The 16,961-nt window shown below is 58.9% G+C and carries 15 protein-coding genes; 7 read left to right on the top strand and 8 right to left on the bottom strand.

Annotation, left to right across the window (positions count from 1 at the left end):
• Positions 1-5 precede the first annotated feature (5 nt).
• The 8 genes from HY019_RS03260 to HY019_RS03225 form a co-directional block, all read right to left on the bottom strand.
• Positions 6-1,007, bottom strand: coding sequence for a hypothetical protein (locus HY019_RS03260; protein ID WP_290688311.1), 1,002 nt, complete (start codon positions 1,005-1,007; stop codon positions 6-8).
• Entirely contained in the window at positions 1,007-3,781 is a 2,775-nt protein-coding gene (locus HY019_RS03255) for a DUF499 domain-containing protein (protein WP_290688310.1), read from the bottom strand. The genes HY019_RS03260 and HY019_RS03255 overlap by 1 nt, the downstream gene beginning before the upstream one ends.
• A gap of 11 nt (positions 3,782-3,792) precedes the next feature.
• Positions 3,793-4,035: a helix-turn-helix domain-containing protein gene (locus HY019_RS03250; RefSeq protein WP_290688308.1), complete on the bottom strand. Its 243-nt coding sequence runs from the start codon at positions 4,033-4,035 to the stop codon at positions 3,793-3,795.
• A gap of 74 nt (positions 4,036-4,109) precedes the next feature.
• Positions 4,110-4,916 carry a Kiwa anti-phage protein KwaB-like domain-containing protein gene (locus tag HY019_RS03245; RefSeq protein ID WP_290688306.1) on the bottom strand — a complete coding sequence of 269 codons (807 nt, stop codon included), beginning with the start codon at positions 4,914-4,916 and terminating at the stop codon, positions 4,110-4,112.
• A gap of 70 nt (positions 4,917-4,986) precedes the next feature.
• Positions 4,987-5,487 carry a hypothetical protein gene (locus HY019_RS03240; RefSeq protein ID WP_290688305.1) on the bottom strand — a complete coding sequence of 167 codons (501 nt, stop codon included), beginning with the start codon at positions 5,485-5,487 and terminating at the stop codon, positions 4,987-4,989.
• 238 nt (positions 5,488-5,725) lie between these two features.
• Positions 5,726-7,399, bottom strand: coding sequence for a hypothetical protein (locus HY019_RS03235; RefSeq protein WP_290688303.1), 1,674 nt, complete (start codon positions 7,397-7,399; stop codon positions 5,726-5,728).
• A gap of 126 nt (positions 7,400-7,525) precedes the next feature.
• Positions 7,526-8,509, bottom strand: coding sequence for a WYL domain-containing protein (locus HY019_RS03230; RefSeq protein ID WP_290688301.1), 984 nt, complete (start codon positions 8,507-8,509; stop codon positions 7,526-7,528).
• Positions 8,510-9,678: 1,169 nt separating this feature from the next.
• Positions 9,679-10,371: an SOS response-associated peptidase gene (locus tag HY019_RS03225; RefSeq protein WP_290688300.1), complete on the bottom strand. Its 693-nt coding sequence runs from the start codon at positions 10,369-10,371 to the stop codon at positions 9,679-9,681.
• Between HY019_RS03225 and umuD (HY019_RS03220) the strand changes: the two genes are divergently transcribed.
• From umuD (HY019_RS03220) to HY019_RS03190, 7 genes are all read left to right on the top strand, one after another.
• On the top strand, positions 10,354-10,794 hold the full coding sequence (gene umuD / locus HY019_RS03220) for a translesion error-prone DNA polymerase V autoproteolytic subunit (RefSeq protein ID WP_290688298.1): 441 nt from the start codon (positions 10,354-10,356) through the stop codon (positions 10,792-10,794). The two genes, HY019_RS03225 and umuD (HY019_RS03220), sit on opposite strands and share 18 nt — an antisense overlap.
• 9 nt (positions 10,795-10,803) lie before the next feature.
• The gene (locus HY019_RS03215; RefSeq protein WP_290688296.1) at positions 10,804-12,108 is read left to right on the top strand and encodes a Y-family DNA polymerase; all 1,305 of its coding nucleotides are present in this window, start codon (positions 10,804-10,806) and stop codon (positions 12,106-12,108) included.
• A 140-nt stretch (positions 12,109-12,248) separates the two neighbouring features.
• Entirely contained in the window at positions 12,249-12,839 is a 591-nt protein-coding gene (gene umuD / locus HY019_RS03210) for a translesion error-prone DNA polymerase V autoproteolytic subunit (protein WP_290688295.1), read from the top strand.
• A gap of 36 nt (positions 12,840-12,875) precedes the next feature.
• Complete coding sequence (locus HY019_RS03205; protein WP_290688293.1) at positions 12,876-13,622, top strand: phage Gp37/Gp68 family protein; 747 nt, start codon at positions 12,876-12,878, stop codon at positions 13,620-13,622.
• An 8-nt stretch (positions 13,623-13,630) separates the two neighbouring features.
• Positions 13,631-14,902, top strand: coding sequence for a three-Cys-motif partner protein TcmP (locus tag HY019_RS03200; RefSeq protein WP_290688292.1), 1,272 nt, complete (start codon positions 13,631-13,633; stop codon positions 14,900-14,902).
• A 186-nt stretch (positions 14,903-15,088) separates the two neighbouring features.
• Positions 15,089-16,294, top strand: coding sequence for a three-Cys-motif partner protein TcmP (tcmP, locus tag HY019_RS03195; RefSeq protein WP_290688291.1), 1,206 nt, complete (start codon positions 15,089-15,091; stop codon positions 16,292-16,294).
• A gap of 13 nt (positions 16,295-16,307) precedes the next feature.
• A complete protein-coding gene (locus tag HY019_RS03190; RefSeq protein WP_290688290.1) occupies positions 16,308-16,946 on the top strand; it encodes a hypothetical protein in 639 nt (212 codons plus the stop codon).
• Positions 16,947-16,961 lie beyond the last annotated feature (15 nt).

Genomic DNA, 16,961 nt, shown 5'->3' with positions numbered 1-16,961 from the left:
TTTTCTTATTTACTGAGTTCGATATAGGGAGACAGCACTTCAAGCAAAGACAAGCCGCCGTGCGTCAAGGTGGGGTAGCCCCCTGGGCTTTTCCATTTGCGGCGGCCGAGTGCCAAGCGATGTGTGCCGTGTGTTGACGCGATTTCAAGCGCCACGGGCGGGATGAAGGGGCCAAGCTCGCCAGCGCCGGGTGTGCTGCGGCCTGCGGCGAAGGTCTTCTTCAGGAACTGTCCTACATCACCGTCGGCATCAGGGAACAGGCCAGTGGCCGCATAGCCATGGTCAGAGGTGATGACCAAACGTCGACCTGTCGCGAGCCTGTCAACAAATGACCAGAACTCGTCACTGCTCAGCTGTTCTGCCGCATCCTTGGTCAAGCCATCCAGCCCTTGACCTGCGCCTGAACCATCGTGAAGTTTGCTGTCAGGCCAGTGGTGCCAAAAAACCCAGTTTGGTGAGCCGCTGACAAGGTGTTCGCAATCTTTCCAAGGCAGATCGACGGACTCAGTCGCGGTAGGTTGCAGTCGGTGGGTCAGGCCTGCGCTGTTGTTCTGCAACTGGCTGCGGCTGCTGACGCCAATCGCCTTGGCAAACTTGTTGGTCTCTCCCGGGATCTCGGATGCCGTAGCCTCAACCCCATGCACGGTGTATCCATGCTCTGTTGCGCCTTGCAGCAGCCATGGCAGTTCGCGGAGGGACAGGCCATCAAGGATGAGTACCGCTTTGGCGTTGAAAGGCTCTGTCCACCAACGTGCCAGTCGGTCAGACGTGCGCTCGACGCCGCACAGCTCCGTTTGCGCAAAGGCTTTCCAAAGATCCCAGCCGGCAGAGGTCAGGAAGTGGTCCAGGGTGCCGACCTCACGGTCTCGCTTGACCACCTCACCTGGCGCGTTGCCGCTGGCCAGCGGCTTGCTGCATATGGACATGGCGTGATCGACGATGGCAGCCCAGGCGGCCTTTGCGTCACCACGTGTCAGGGTGTTGATCAACGCTGCTGGAAGTGCCATCACTTGTCCTCCTTTTCAAGGCTCAACTCAAAGGTCAGGCCGTCGGGTAGCTTCTTGAGCAACTCTTTGAGTTGCGCGCCCGTGATCTGGGTGCCACTCGCAGTCCGGACCCTGATGGCCACGTCTGCCACCTGAGTGGCTGGGCCAATGCCCCAGCCCTCAAGCTTGCCGATGAGGTTCAAGGGCGAGGTGGCAGGGTTGGAGAGCGGGATGCCATTCTTTGGCGCTGGGGAGCCCCCACCGCCAAAGATATCTCCCGGTGTGTTGCCACCCGAGCCCCCGTTGCCCTGGCTGGGCTCACCCGTGCCAGCCGGTGGTGTGGGCTCGGGCCAGCCTGTGTTTCCACCTCCGCCATACAAGTCGCCGGTACCGCCGCCTGGTGTTGGCGCAGGGCCTGGGGATGATCCGCCCGTGGCAGGCACGGCAGAAGGCTCCATCAGGAACACCTCATCCAATTGGCGCCCTGTGTACGAAAGCTTGGGGCGAAGTCTCTTCCAAGCTGCTTCTTCGTCCTCGCCAGGCAGCGTCTGGAGGTATTCCTGCCCACGCAAGTTGATGGCAATCTTGCCGCGTGCGCAAAGCCTGAGCATGCGCTCCTTCATGACCGTTTCACCAAGCCAGGGCACGCAGTCATAGCCTGTGGGCCGAGGTTCTTGTAACTCGCGCAGGACTTTGCCTACCGAGGTGTTTTCGCTTGCGGCGATCTGGATGAGTTCAGCAAAGTCTTCAGGGATGAACAAGTCATTCAGCAATGTCTGCTCAATGGCATCTGGAATCTGCGCCCCTTGCTGTTTGAGTGTCTCGACGCTGAAGCGACTTTGGCTAGGGTCCGCAAAGCTCCAACGGTTCAGCACAGCGAAGCGATCAAAGCGCTTCTTCAGGTTGTCGCGCAACGCGAGTTGGAACTCGCCGTGCAGCTTCTTGTAGTCGGGGCCTTGGTTGCTCCATTCCTGAGCCTTCAGTTCTGCCCGAGCAAGAATGAGCAGGTCCCTGTCGAGGAAAACGTTCGTCATACCCGATCTGGGCAGCAGGAATCGGATCGTGTTTCGGCGCTTGCTCAGGTGATCCTTAAGCCAATGTCCCAAGCGCTGGTCCAGGTTGTCTGGCTCTTCGGGCAGGACCAGGATGGGTAGGCGCTCATTCCACTTGTCAGGGTGCTCGCTCTCCTCAAGCGCGGACCAAGGATCTGTTTGCCAAGACTTGGGCAGTGCGATGACGCGGAAGGTCTTTGCAACTTCATCGCTGCCACCGATGACATATCGGATTTGTTTGGCCAACTGCTGCAGGTCCGACCCGTCGTTAAAGAGCTTGTCGTTTCGCGCGTACGCCATCAGTTTCGCGCGCGGGTTTTCCTCTTCCTTGAAGACCAGCTTGGCGCCGTCCTGATGGATGTTGAAGCTGTTCTCAACGATCGTGGCCAGCTCTACCTGGAATGCGTTGTCATCCACGGCTTTGCCACGCGTGATGTCAATCTGCAAGGTGGCAGGGTCTGCTCCAGCCAGGTTGCCCACGGCGATCGAGCGAAGCCAAAGCGCACCAACGACCTCTTGTAGATGTGGCGCAACCTCCGCATGATTGGTCACGGCCTGTGTCACCGAAATGATGTTCTGCTGCGCTTTGGCGCGCAATGTCCGGTGGTGTTCATTGGAGACGGAATCGAGCAGGGCACCAATGCCTGAAGCATCGTCATCCATGCGGAAATCAGCGGCGGTCAACACAGGTGCCGACTCGCCTTGGCTCTTGTACAGGTTGGCCAAAATGCGAATCATGTCGCGTGTTTCTTGGGCATCGGTGGCGATCAGGACCTGCTCTTCAAGCAGCCGGAGCAGATGTGGTGCAAATGGCCAGGCCTCGAAGAATTCGTTTCGTTGACGTTCATGCTCCGATGACGGCACGTCGTGAAGTCTGAAGGCTTCGCCGACATGGGTCTTGATCAGCCCTTCAATGCTGGTCTGGGCAATCTGCATGCGGTTGTCAAACAGGCGATGCAGCAACATGCGTCGACGGTCCTGCTGGATACGTTCTGCGTTGCCGCCCGCCTTGAAGTCGATGCCGACTGGGTTCACCCGGTGCACTTGCTGGTAAGCATCACTGCCGCCATTGCGCACGGAGATCACGAGCACCAGAAGGTCTGGGCGTTCTTTGGCGATCTCCGACAGGATCTGGATGAAGTTGAATGCCCATGTCTTCCAGGGGTACTGCTTGGTGTTGGTCAGCCCGTCGAACCAGGTCTGAAACTCATCCAGCAGTAGCATCGTTGGTGTTTGCTCCAGCAGCTCGATGATCAGCTTGTCCGATGGCACGTCGGTCTTTGATGCGCCCATGCCCTCCCATTTGCCTCTGATGTAGGTGCCATGGGGATGGCGGTCAAGCAGCAGGTCCCAAAGGAATTTGAAGCGCTGCCTGTGAAGGCTTTCCCCGATCACCTGCATGCCGCTTCGCAGAGCGATCTGAGCGATCTTCGGATCGCCCAGGGTAATGGACCAGCTGTTCAGCCACTGGCCAGTTGAGGTCGGGTCATTGACTGCGTGGTACAGCGCGGCCATCAAGTGAGATTTACCGAGACCGCGTTCACCAATGATGACCACAGGGCGACCCTGGTTAGGGCCCACTGCTTCGATCCCCTTGAGCAAATCATGGGTGGGGTAAGTGATTCCCAAAAACGACTGTGCAGCCACTTGCGTGGCGCCAGTGTTGGAGTCGTTGGACAGCTCGATGGCTGTTCCCTTCAGACGCTTGCCTCGAAACTCTTCTCGTAGTGTCAAACCGAGCATGACTTACGCCTTCATTGATGCTTTTTATTCAGGGATGGGCTTGGCTCAAGGCCTTGATCGCGAGGCTCCTCGCTGGACTGCTGCCGAATCCACATGTCGATTTCTGCCCTAACAAAGCGCCAGCTTCCACCGACCTTGAAGGCCGGGATGCTCTTGGCGGCAGCGAGGCGATAAATGGTTCGCTCGGTCACCTTGAGAAAGTCGGCGATCTCCTTGATGGTGAGGATCTCGCCTGCGTCGGGCTTTGAGGGCATGGACAGTCAGCATTCCGTGTCAATTGATGACAGGATAGTGCAAAATTTTCAAGGCGCGCGCTCGGGCGGGAGCATCAGTCGGCGACGCGTTTCGAGTTCGAGACGTACTGTGTCTGAGTCAGGGGTGACTCGTAGTAATCCTCGTCCAGGAACCGCAGCAACCTGCGCAGGTCGGTCTGGTTTTCCGGTAGCTCGATCTTGCCCTCTTGTGTGGTTTTGATCTCCAGCTTGAATGTTTTGGCTGTGGCCACGATGTGGTCCGTCGGGTGTTTATCCAATACCCCAGATTGAAGGATGAGCGCAATCTTTCGGCGTACCGTGGAGCTGGCTGTGGCTTCAAACGCAGCCGCATCAGCTGTCATCAGCTTTTCATGGGCCGCAAAGAGTTTCACCTCTGCTGACGTCGCTTCCTTGAAATGGTCATCGACATCAAACACCCGTCGCAAGAAATGAAAACTCTGGAACTTGAGATCTGTGCCGTCCAACACCGCGAGCAGCTTGCTGTCCAAGGTCAGCCCAGACTCGGTGATGCGGTCAAAGAGGTTGCCGCTGAAAAAGAGTGCGATTGACTTTGTCGCGATCAGCCGTCGCTGCTCAAACAATTGCACCAGAACCTGGTCCCCGCCATCGGGGCACCCGGCAAAAATCGCTTTGACAGTCTCAAGGCTGTGGACCTTGGGGTCAAATTGTTCGATCCCGAGGGGGTTCTTCACCGAGTCGACGAGGCCATCGACATCGACGAAATTTTTAATTACGAGCAGTTCACCTTCGTCAGGTCGATAGCGACCGTCGAAGTCAATGGTTTCTGCGATCCCGTTGAGAAAGGCGTTGCGCTGGTTGCGGAACAGACCCTGGACAGAGTCCTGCAATGCTTGACTCATGGGGAACCGAAGGATTCGAGATGCTGGGTTGTTTGTCAGGGCAAATAGGTTCATAGCTTCACTTCCTGCTTTACTTGGTGGGTGCTTCGAGAATTCCGTATTCGCTCAACTGGACGACGTTTTTGATCGCCAGTGCGCTGTTGATTCGACGTTTTGATATCAACAAATAGGTGATGCCATCTGCTGTCTCCACTTCGTAGAAGTGATACCCGAATATGCCAAGCACTGGGTTGACCTGCAGTGAGTGGGTGCTCCACAGAACAAACAACAGCATGCCGGCAGCGAGCAGCCAGGCACCTGGTTCAGGTGTGGCTTGTCCTCGAAACACCAAGGGAAGGGCATAGGCCACGAAGAAGCCAATCACTTCTTTGTCGGCGCTCTTTGCTTTCTTGATGGTGACAGGGAGCCGTTCTAAGCCCGCCTGGGCGCGTTCAATGATCCACAGCGCCAATGCGCCCAGGAGCAGGCAACTACAAGCGGCGATCGCAGCCAGCTGGTAGTTATGGTCTTTGGCCGCGTAGATGTAGGCCAGCGACACGCTGATTGGCGCAATGGCCGTCAGCGCCAACATGATTCTGATGAGCCGTCCTAGCATGCCCAATCCCTGTTTGATACTTTTTGTGACACGGATGGTAGCAGCGCTTCATGACGCGTCAGAAGTGCTGTTGATCGGTGTGCTTGCCCCGAAACTTCCCTCGACGGGGATTTATGTATCAAATGGTATAGCATCACTGGCTCATTGAATGAGCTAGATGAAGCAGGTCGTGCAGCGGATCGGGTGTCTGTTCCGAAGATGAGTAATGGCTGGTTCACCAGCGTGGCAGGTCCTGAACCCCCGTCCAATCCCCATCAACCGAGGCCATGGCCGCGACGCTCGGGCCCAACTCGGCCTGCAGTGCCCTGGTGATCTGCCACTGTTCTCTTCTGTGGCGAGTCCAAAATGAACCGGGAGGTCCGTAAGGGTGCTCGCTGATGTTCTCGTCATGGTCACGCTGCCAAGCGGCGATTCGCCTGACCAACGGAAATGGAAAATCCAGTTGGTCATAGGTCAGCATGGTGCCCTCTGCATCCCACAAACCACTGCTGTGCTCCTTGCTGTTCACGCGGAGTTCGGTGAGTTGCCGTGTGAATGCCGTGCGCAGTGCCCGCTTGGCAGCCACTCGTTCTGGGGCGCCACATTGCTTCAAAAAGTATTCGGGGTTTGATCGCCCCATGCGGTCGATGCCGAGGCACTTGATGGCGATCCCATTTTCCAGTGCGAGCCAAAGCAGATCCTCCACTGATTCGTGTAGGTGCAGGTCAAGTCCCTTTGATGCAGCGGTCTCACCCGTGATGACAAACAGCTCGTCGATCAACGCCAGAGTTTCGATGGGTTGATCCACGCGCTGTCCCTGCATGTAGTCTGAGCGCCATCTGGGGCAGTTGATCGCCGCTTGCCTGATCCAGGCAAAAGACGCCAAATCCTGTGGGGCGACGACATGAGCGTCGGCACCGATCTGCATGGCGAGGATGGCCTGAGCCACTGGGCGTGCCTCTGGGCTTGAGAACACCACGGCCACGGTTTTGCGGGCACCCGGTGGCAGGTAGCTGATGCGGCAGGGCAATGTTTCCAGTCCGAGGAGAGCGTCGTTCATCTTGAACGGATGGGTGTAGTTTGCCGGGTCGATCAGTGCGGCTTTGAGTTCATCCACATCCCGAGCGCCACTGGTCGTCACCAGGTGCTTCACGAACGCCGCGTCGGGCTTGTGGGAGCAACACCAGTGCAGCACCAAGAAGCGATGGACGGCATCGTCGTCCAATTCATCATGCAGATCGCCGAAGTGGTAAACCGACTCGCCCAGGGCGTGCCCCAGCGCTTGCGCAACAGGGTAGATGGCCTTGCGCCACTGGATGAAGGGGTTCTCGTCTGATGGCCAATCTTCTTTGGTGCCCCACCTGTCGATGTCGATCCAGGGTGCGCCTGGGGTGAACTCGATCATCGCTTTGCTGGGTGGCCATTCGGGAAGGTCAAGAAGCGACCAGGGGCTGGTCCAGTTGTCCGGCCCCCGGAACATGGGCACGGATGCTGCGACCACGATGGACTTTTCGAGGAATTCCGCGACTGCTTCTGAAATCAGCCCTTCCCTTTTCAGTGCCTCGACAAATGTCGCCGCTGGCAGGCATTCCGGAGAATCGGGTTTCAAGTCATCCAGGAAGCGGGCCGTTGGTACATCTGGCATGTCGGCCCTCAACTCCTTGACCAGGGCGCGCGCGTGGGCCGGTGCCTCGTCTGCGGCCATGCCTTGGTGGCGCAACAGAATGATCAGTGCGGCAACGGGGTTGATGTACGGCACGCGATGGCCAGCAGGCGGCTCCAGCAAGGTGATATGCCCGTGCCATCGCTGGTGCTCAGGCAAGTCGAGGAAGCCTGTCAGGGTGGCCAATTCTTGCGGCTCAAGCCCGGAAACGGGCAGGGCTTTCATCAATGCGGAAATGTTGACCATCTGGGGGATCCTCTGAACTTATTTCTGCCTGTTTGACAGGGGCATCCGCTTCATTGTGATCAGCCTTAGGCTCATGGCGTGAGCTTCAGCTTGGTATTGGCGAGCCATGCCATGGCCCTCACCACCCTAAGTGCGGGAGTAGGTTGCCAGGGCATCGCGCAGTTGCTGTGCCACCTCCGCCCTCAATTCTTTGGGCTCCAATACCTCCACCTCAGGGCCGTGCCGCAAAATGTCCATGCGCAGTTCGGTCATGTCGGTGAAAGGCAGTTTCATCTCTACCCTGCCATCGTCCAGCGCAGTCAATTGCTGATCAGGGTGCCATCGCTCGCGAGCCACCCATTGCGATGCGCGGGCACTGAACAACAGCCATGCCCAGCGCACTTGGTTGCCAGCGTATATGCCATAGCCCCCGTCCAGGTTCTTGATGACGGTGCTGATGGCGACCTCTTTGGCCTTGTCATCCCGCACCTGAACGTCGTCCATGGCGTCGAGGGCAAAGCGGCGCAGGTCGTTGTTCTTGTGGCACCACGCGTCCAGGTACCAGGTGTTGCGGTAATAGATCAGGCGTTGGGGTGATCCTTCTCGACGGGACTCGGCCTGGCGCGAGCGCGTGAAGTACTTGAAGGAAAGCCTATGGCGGCCCAGCAATGCACTGCATACGGCTTCGAAGCACGGCGCCTCGACGGGGCGCTGGCTGGCATTGATCACGCTGATGCGCTGCATCACGTCGATCTTGTCGCGATCATTCTGACCGACCAACTGGTGGATGCGATCCAGCAAGGGGCCGACATGCCTGTTCAGTGCGCCGTTGGGATCGAGGCCACTGAGCAATTGGTGGGCCGTCAGCAGTGCATGCAGCTCTGTGGCGCTGAACCATAGGCCTGGGATTTCCAGGCGTTCTCCGACTTGAGCTGAGGCGTCAAGGCGGTAGGTGTCCTCGGCCCGGTCGTAAATGATGGGGCAGCCGAGTCGATCACGCAGAAAAGCCAGATCTCGCTTGATGGTTGCGGGAGAGACCTCCAGGACGTCGCGGAATATCTGGAAGTTGACTGGGCGGTTTCGGCGCAGCAGGCTTTCAATTTTGACGATGCGATCAGTTTGGGCGCCCATGTCTGTTGGTCCAGATATTGTTCTGAGGATTGTGGCCTGCTTCTCAGCCAGCCCTTGGTTTGAGTGTGGCGAGCTGGCCGGGGATTTTCGGTGTCACTTATTCCAGATTGACCTGTCGATATGGCATGTGGCAAACCTTGCTCAGGTCATGCCGATATCAGCGTGAACGGGCGCCGCCGCTTCGCGGCGGGCCAAGCAGCAGGCGCTGCGCAGGCCCCCGAGGCGCACCTGGCCCCAGCCAGGTTGCCGAGGGGCTGGGGGGAGCCGCCAGGCACAAATCGCCCCAGCGATTTGAGGCGCCCCAGCGCCGGTGCATGAGCGGGGGGCGAAGCCCCCGCCTCCCCCTCGCCGCAGGCGCGGGGGCACCCGGGAGGCCGGTGGGGCGTCCAGCCCCAGCCCGTAGGGCCGACCGGAGCAGGGGCGCGCAGCAGACCCTCGCAGGGAGCCGGATCTGCCGGGTGCCCCCGCGCAGCGGGGTGCTGATGGCGTAGCCATCAGCAGGGGGAGGCGCGACCCCGGACAGCGGGCGGGCAGCAAGCCCCGCGTCCAGCGGGGATAGGGGCCGTGGGCGGCGTCCAGCCGCCCCTTGAGGCCCCGGTGATGTCCGACGGCTGCCCCGATCAGGTTGCCCGACGTTTTCTCCGACTTCGCCATCGTCGGGCTTCGGTCGGAGCCATGGTCGGAGACAAAGGCTGCATGGACTGCCTGGCAGGTGCTCCGTCACCCAGTAACGAGTGCCGTTCCTTCGGGACGGTGCCGTACCTTGGGTAGGCTGCCGTCTTGCCGTTACGGGGCGAATCAAAACATGTGCACATTGCAAGATGACATGTTCAATGTTCTCTCCACCAATGTCGGATGATCCATGTTGGTTTGCAATTGGTACGCCTCCGACGCCATCGGACTTTCAGTCGGAGTCCGGTCGGACAGCCTTCGGAGGGATACACATGTTGGGTTGCCATGTACCAATGTGACATTGACAATGTGCGTGCACAAAGTGATTTGTTCAATTGCACACGTTAGGAGGCACGATGAGCCCGTACCTGCTTTGGAGCGGCCTTGCCGCCTTGGTCCCTGTTGCTTTGATCGTGCTCGGCGCAGGTTATGGCTTGCGAGCACTCAAGCATGCGCGTGCCACGCGAATGGAGGTGGCGCGGCTGGGGTCCCTTACCTCAGACGCCGGATATCAGACCTCCTGCATCGAGGCAACCAAGCATTGAAACTGGCGCGCCACGATTAGGATCCAGCCAAGCATCAAAGTCCGCTTCTTCCAGAATCACCACCATTCGTTTCTCGTCTTCGGGCCGGTGGAAGTGGCGCATCAGCGGGTGGTCGTCAGCGTTGACGGTCAACATGCTCATGCTGCGCAAGACCGTGCCGTCAGGCGCTCGCCAGCCTGTCCATATGCCCGCAATACCCATTGGCCGGCCATCGGCGCGAGCGATCCTGGTGGGCACCGCTCGGCCTGACCGCCAGTCTGGTTCATAGATGGCTTCGGCAGGGATGATGCAGCGTCGGCCCAGACGCCAGGCGTCGCGGTAGCTGGGCTTGGTGGCCACGGTTTCGCTGCGTGCGTTGTAGGTGCGCTTTGCCAGGCTTGTGTCTTTTGCCCAGTGGGGGACGAGGCCAAACGACCCCGTCATGGCTTCACGCCACGGTGCCATGCCTTCGCCATGTTGCGCTTCCTTCGGGTGCCGGATGAACAGGCCCGCATACGAAGGCCAGACGTCAGCCACCGCACCTTGAGGCATCGCCACCTTGAACACGTCCCTCAAGCGTTCGGGTTTGGTCACGGTTTGGTAGTGGGCGCACATGCGCAGAATCGTAAGCGCACGTATACTGGATGAATGTACAGTGTTTTGCATTTCAGCCAACCCGTTCCGCTATCAGAGTGCAGCCTGGTGCTGCCCCTGGCAGGCGACAAGGTGTGCGCGGGCTTCCCGTCGCCGGCTGAAGACTTTGCTGTCAAACGCATCGACCTGACGCAGGAGCTGGTCACGCATCCTCAAGCCACCTTCTTGCTGCGCGTCAGCGGTGAGTCCATGCGAGATGCGGGCATCTTTGATGGCGACATGCTGGTGGTCAACAAAGCAATCAAGCCGCGCCATGGGCATGTGGTGGTGGCCGTGGTGGATGGCGAGTTCACGGTGAAGCACCTGTACCAGCGTGCCGGGAGGGTCAAGCTGAAGGCGGCCAATGTGACCTTCCCTGACATCACGCCAAAGGACGGCCAGACTCTGGAAGTCTGGGGCGTGGTGACTGCCAGCATCAAGCGCTTTCCTGCCTGAGGTGATGCGGTGTACGCGCTCGTGGATGGCAACAACTTCTATGTGAGTTGCGAAAGAGTCTTTCGGCCCAGCCTCAATGGACGGCCCGTGGTCGTGCTGTCCAACAATGACGGTTGCGCCATCGCTCGGTCGAACGAGGCCAAGGCGCTGGGCATCAAGATGGGGGCGCCGTGGTTCCAAATTCGGCACCTTGAAGAACAGGCCGGCCTGGTTGCACTGTCGGCCAACTTCACGCTGTATGGCGACATGAGCGACCGCATGATGAGTCTGGCCGCAGGCCTCGGGCCGACGCAAGAGGTCTACAGCATCGATGAAAGCTTCATCGGTTTGCATGGCGTCCGTGGTGACCTGGTTGAGCGGGCCTGGAAGATCCGTGCGCGCATTCATCAGTGGACGGGCATACCGTGTGGCATTGGCATTGGCAGCACCAAGACGCTGGCCAAGCTGGCCAACCACGTCGCCAAGACGGCGGAGCGTAAGCCAGGCATCTACGCCGACGGGATGGCGAGCGTGTGTGACCTGTCGAAGCTGACAAGCGATCAACTGCGAGCCGTGCTGTCTTCAACCGAGGTTGGTGAGGTGTGGGGCGTCGGTCGGCAGATCAGCGCTCAGTTAACTGCTCTTCGCGTGAAGACCGTGCAGGACTTCATCGAGATGCCTTGCGAGGTGGTGCGGGGCAAGTGGGGCGTTGTGCTGGAGCGCACATGGCGCGAGCTGCATGGAGAGGCCTGCATCGAAGTGGCGGACATGCCAGCGCCCAAACAGCAGATCGCTTGCACGCGCAGCTTTGGTCGTCCGGTAGCCGACCTGGCACCGCTGCTGGAGGCCATCAGCGAGTTCACATCGCGCGCTGCTGAGAAGCTGCGCAAGCAGCGTCATCTGGCCGGGCAAGTGCTCGTATTCGCCAGGACCTCACCGTTTCGAGACGGTCCCAGGTTTTCAAAAAGTGTGGTCGTGCCGCTGCGGCGACCCAGCGCTGACACGAGCACGTTGACCACTGCGACATTGGCAGGCATGCGCGCCATCTACCAACCAGGCTTCAATCTGGCCAAGGCTGGCGTCATGTTGCTCGACTTGGTGCCAGACACCCACATGCAAGCTGAACTGGTTTGGGATGATCCCGTCACTGGGCAACGTGACCGCACCAAGTTGATGGTGGCGATGGATCAGGTCAACGATCGGTTCGGGAAAAGGACCATGTTGCTGGGCAGTTCGGGGATCGCGTTGGGGGCGGACACCTGGGGAATGCAGCAGGTCAGACGGACGCCGAGGTACACGACGGTTTGGGGTGAGGTGCCGACGGTGCGGGCTTGACTGGTTCATGCCAGTCCAATGACTGACATCTGGCAGTCATCGGTGGCCGCGGAGCGTAGGACTGCAATCCGCCAATTTCGTGATGTGTTCAGCAATTTTTGATAATCCGAGCGTGCTAAGCTTGAATACGTCACAAAATCATGCAAACCGAGTCCCCAAAGCCCCGACACGGCGGTACCCGACAGGGTGCCGGGCGCAAGGCTGCCTACGGCGAGCCCACAAAGACGGTTCGTGTGCCGCAGAGCCTCGTCCCAGTGGTTGTGGGTTACCTTGATGGATTGAAGCGGTCGGGGCATGCAATTGGAGAGACCACGAGGCCCAGGCCGATTGCTGCGTTGCGCGCGGTAAACGCCGTTGCAGTACTCGGCCGCAGGGTTCGCGCTGGCGAACCGACCGCAGGGGACGACTACCAAGAAGACACAGTTGACCTCGGCAAACATCTCGTTCGCGACCCAAGCTGCACCTTCGTTATAAAGGTGGCCGGACTGTCCATGCGCGACGCCGGCATCGCTGACGGCGATGAGCTTGTTGTTGATCGAGGCCTGGGGGCTGAAGATGGGCGCATCGTCGTCGCGGACATCGACGGCGAGTTGACCGTCAAGCGCTTGAAACGTACCGCCACGGGATGGTTGTTACAGGCAGCCAACCCAGACTTTGCTGACATCTGCGTCGAAAGCAAGAGCGAATTGAACATTTGGGGCGTCGTGACGTGCGTGCTGCATGCTGTCTAGACGCTCACACTGACTTTGAAGAACTAGGAGGACGCAATGTCTCAAGCCAGCCGTATCGAATGGACCGAGGCAACGTGGAACCCAACCGTGGGCTGCACCAAAATTTCACCGGGCTGCAAACACTGCTATGCGGAGACCATGGCCAAACGGTTGCAGGCGATGGGTACGCCTGGCTACGAGAACGGGTTCAAGCTCACAATCCTTCCAGAGCGCCTAACTGAACCGCTCGCGCGCAAGAAGCCGACGGTGTACTTCGTCAACTCGATGTCCGATCTCTTCCACAAAAGTGTGGACGACAACTACATCGCCCAGGTCTTCGATGTGATCCGCCGTTGCCCGCAGCATACCTTCCAGGTGCTGACCAAGCGAGCCGATCGCATGGCCTCATTCTTCCGAGGCCGCGAGGTCCCGGACAACGCCTGGCTAGGCGTATCCGTCGAGGATCGCCGCTATGGCGTTCCGCGTATCGCCGCGTTGAGGCAGATTGAAGCTCGCATTCGCTTCTTGTCAGTCGAGCCGCTGCTCGCAGATGTCGGTGAGTTAGACCTTACAGGCGTCCATTGGGTGATCGTTGGCGGAGAATCTGGGCCAAAGGCCCGTCCGATGCAGCTCGAATGGGTGGAGAATGTTCGCCAACAATGTGAGGATCAGGGCGTGCAATTCTTCTTCAAGCAATGGGGCGGTTGGGGTGCCGACGGCAAACGCCGCTCCAAGAAGGCCAACGGCCGTCTGCTTCAAGGGCGCACCTGGGACGACATGCCAACACTGTCTGACCACGCCTGAGCGAACGCATGACGCTGAAGCAATATAACTGGAAGGACGGGCCTGACTTCATCCAGCAGCACAGCGTTGCCAAGCACCGCATTCTTCAGGCCTACCTCGCCGCATATTTTCAAACTCTAGTTAGCTCGCCCAACCGCGAGATCCTCAAGCTGACCCTCGTCGATGGATTCGCGGGCGGCGGTGTCTACGTCCACCAAGACACGCGAGAAGTGGTCAAGGGCTCGCCGTTCATTTTTCTGGAGGCAACCCGCGAGGCCGAATATCTGATCAACAAGGACCGGCACAAACCCGTCCAATTGCTCGTCGACTACTTCTTCACCGAGGCTGACCCGCACGCGCACAAGCACCTCGACAAGGTGCTGCGCGAGGCCGGCTACGGAGGCCAAATCGGCAATGGTATCTACCTGGAGCACGCGAGGTTTCAGGACAAGGCCGACGCCATCATCGAGTTCATAAAAAAGAAGAGCCCGAGGAACGGTCGATCGATCTTCGCGTTGGACCAATACGGCTATAAAGAGGTTCCGACGCAGCTCATGCGGAAAATTTTTGAGTCTTTGCCGAGCGCGGAGGTGATCCTCACCTTCGGGGTTGACTCGTTCATGAACTTCGCCAACGACGGTGACCAAGTCAAGGACATCTTGGATGGTCTCGGACTGCCTGATATCTTTGCGGGCCGGTCCGTTGAGGAGATCAAGGCTTCAGATCGCGATTGGCGACTGTTCCTGCAGAGCACGCTTTACCGCCGGCTGGTCGAGAACTGTGGCGCGAGACACTTCACGCCATTCTTCATCCGCAATCGAGGTGGCCACGGCGACTACTGGTTGATCCATATGTCCCAGCATCACCGAGCTCGTGATGTGATGACGGAAGTGCACTGGGCCAACAACAATTACTTCATTCACTACGGCGGCGCTGGCCTCGACATGTTCCAAATGGTCGGGTACGACCCCGCCCACGATTCGCAGTACCTCAAGCAGTCAGCTCTGGGCTTCGAGTTTGATGACGTGGCCAAGCATGCGAGCATTGCTGCACTCAATGAACACATCCCGCGCCGCGTGTATGCCGACGACACAGGTATCAGCTTTGGCGAGTTGTTCGCCACGACATGCAACAGTTCTCCGGCCTCGGCGCAAATCTACCGGGAGTCGGTCGGGCAGCTTGTTGCCGAACGCGTTATCGAAGTCGTATCCGTCGATGGGGGAAGCCGCCGGTCATCAGGGCAGATCAAGGCCACCGACCAACTGTTGGCGCCCCGGCAGCGAGCAATCAGTTTCGTCTGAACAACCACGACAACATGACTGCACAGATCTCGTCGATAAATGGGGTGCCAGAGGCCAGGCCTGCGCGCTCAGCGCGCGCAGGGGGGCGCATGAAGAGGGCTTTGACGAAGCTCTTCAACGAGTTGGCTATCTGGCCGACGCCATACATGGCCCTCGTACCGACCATCCATCGTAGAGGAGGTAGCCATGGCCAACCACGTTCCTGACGTGTACGAGGGCCGCATCCCTGCGTTAGTGAAGCACGCGCTGCTGAAGAGTTATCTGGAGAAGCTGGTTCTCATCATCGGCATGAACGGTCGCGCGAAGGGGCGCGCAGAGATTTGCTACGTGGACTGCTTCGCGGGTCCATGGGGGTCAGACGACGAAAAGTTGGACGGTACATCGATATCCCTGTCGCTGAAGACCCTCGCGGCGTGCAAGGAGAAGCTCGCATCGCTCGGCGTTGATGCGCGGATGCGCGCGCTTTTCATTGAGCAGGAGCCGGGCCCGTTCCAGAGGCTCTCGGCCTACCTGCGCAACGATGCGCCAAAGTCCGTAGAAGCCTTGGCCCTGGAAGGCGATTTCGTTTCGCTGCGGCCTGAGATTCTGGAATGGGCCGGGAAGGAGTCCTTCACGTTCTTCTTCATCGACCCGAAGGGATGGTTGCCGATCGTCATCGACGTACTGACGCCGCTGCTGCAACGACCACGATCTGAGTTCCTGATCAACTTCATCTACGAGTTCATCAACCGCACAGCATCGATATCGCAGTTCAAGGAGGCTATGAGGCGGCTGCTGGGCAAGGTAGTCGCCGTTGAGGGCAAGACGCCCGAGGAGCGCGAACTAGCGCTGGTGGGTGCCTATCGCGATACGCTCAAGACAGTTGTTCCGACCTGGCGTCAGCCCTTCAATGCGCGAACCGCCTATGTGACTGTGCTGCATCCCGAGAAGGAGCGGACCAAATACCACCTGGTCTACCTGTCCTGTCATCCGAAGGGCATCGTCGAGTTCATGAACATCTCGCAGGCAGTCGACATCGTCCAGGCCCGAGTGCGTCTGGCTTCGCATCTCGCGGATCAGTCCTCGAAGGCGGGCACGATGGATATGTTTGTCGACCACGCGGTTGCTGAGGTAGATACTTCTCGCAGCACGCCTGACGAAGTGGATCGTTTCTGGCTTAACTACCTCAGCAAGGGCAACCGAAAGGTTGATCAAGTCGCATTTGCCGACATTTTGGAATCGACCAACTGGCTTCCAAGGGAACTCCAGGCGTCGCTTGCTCGCCTGATCGAGCGCGGTGCGGTGGTCAACCTCGACGCCATCGGCAAGAGGCGCACGGCCAGGCCATTGCATTTCGAAGGCTCTGGTGAAACCCTAGGCTTGGTTGCTATCTCTGGCGATGGATCACGCTAAGGCACACGATTTGTTGTGGTCGAAGTACCTCGATGCTTCGTCACGACTCCACGACCTAGAGCGATACCTAGAGCACACGCAGGCTTACCTCCATCGCGAGCAGGCCTACTTCCGCGATGAAGCGCACTCCGATCTAGAGATCGAGTTCCTCCCGCTGTACAGGGACACCTTTCCGCCGATCTTGAACGCATCGGTCATCATCTCTGTCGCAATGCTGCTAGAACAGGAAATCCGCGAACTGGCTGCATCTTTGATCGCAGCCCTCGATTTGGAGATCAAGTTCAATGACCTCGCTGGGTCCGTTCTCGAACGCTTCCGCATCCTTGCAGTAAAGGTCGTTGGCCTCAAGTTCGAAGACACTCGCTTTCAATGGGCTGACCTTGTTGGCCTCTTTGAACTTCGAAACTGCATCATCCACTGCCAGGGAATGTTGTCGGTTTTTCAGCGCTCGGCTGTGGTGTTGACCTTCGCCTCAAAGCATGAGCCTTTGCTGGTGGTCGATGGCCAGGCGGTTCCGACCGACAAGACCTCGGAGGTCGCCGTTCGAATCGCGTCGTGGTTCCTACTTGTGGCCTATGCCTCGGCACTTCAACACTGCCCAGGCCCAAACAGCCACCACCTTAAGAGCGTACTGCAACGCGAGAAGAGGTAGCAGCGTCGAGACCGC

This window comes from Aquabacterium sp. (assembly GCF_016195855.1).
GTDB lineage: Bacteria > Pseudomonadota > Gammaproteobacteria > Burkholderiales > Burkholderiaceae_C > Aquabacterium.
This window is presented reverse-complemented; position numbering and strand designations above follow the sequence as displayed.

What these genes read in the sequence shown, in the direction of transcription:
- HY019_RS03260 (WP_290688311.1), bottom strand. Translation starts at nt 1,007, where the DNA reads ATGGCACTTCCAGCAGCGTTGATCAACACCCTGACACGTGGTGACGCA.
- HY019_RS03255 (WP_290688310.1), bottom strand. Translation starts at nt 3,781, where the DNA reads ATGCTCGGTTTGACACTACGAGAAGAGTTTCGAGGCAAGCGTCTGAAG.
- HY019_RS03250 (WP_290688308.1), bottom strand. Translation starts at nt 4,035, where the DNA reads ATGCCCTCAAAGCCCGACGCAGGCGAGATCCTCACCATCAAGGAGATC.
- HY019_RS03245 (WP_290688306.1), bottom strand. Translation starts at nt 4,916, where the DNA reads ATGAGTCAAGCATTGCAGGACTCTGTCCAGGGTCTGTTCCGCAACCAG.
- HY019_RS03240 (WP_290688305.1), bottom strand. Translation starts at nt 5,487, where the DNA reads ATGTTGGCGCTGACGGCCATTGCGCCAATCAGCGTGTCGCTGGCCTAC.
- HY019_RS03235 (WP_290688303.1), bottom strand. Translation starts at nt 7,399, where the DNA reads ATGGTCAACATTTCCGCATTGATGAAAGCCCTGCCCGTTTCCGGGCTT.
- HY019_RS03230 (WP_290688301.1), bottom strand. Translation starts at nt 8,509, where the DNA reads ATGGGCGCCCAAACTGATCGCATCGTCAAAATTGAAAGCCTGCTGCGC.
- umuD (WP_290688298.1), top strand. Translation starts at nt 10,354, where the DNA reads ATGTACAGTGTTTTGCATTTCAGCCAACCCGTTCCGCTATCAGAGTGC.
- HY019_RS03225 (WP_290688300.1), bottom strand. Translation starts at nt 10,371, where the DNA reads ATGCAAAACACTGTACATTCATCCAGTATACGTGCGCTTACGATTCTG.
- umuD (WP_290688295.1), top strand. Translation starts at nt 12,249, where the DNA reads ATGCAAACCGAGTCCCCAAAGCCCCGACACGGCGGTACCCGACAGGGT.
- HY019_RS03205 (WP_290688293.1), top strand. Translation starts at nt 12,876, where the DNA reads ATGTCTCAAGCCAGCCGTATCGAATGGACCGAGGCAACGTGGAACCCA.
- HY019_RS03200 (WP_290688292.1), top strand. Translation starts at nt 13,631, where the DNA reads ATGACGCTGAAGCAATATAACTGGAAGGACGGGCCTGACTTCATCCAG.
- tcmP (WP_290688291.1), top strand. Translation starts at nt 15,089, where the DNA reads ATGGCCAACCACGTTCCTGACGTGTACGAGGGCCGCATCCCTGCGTTA.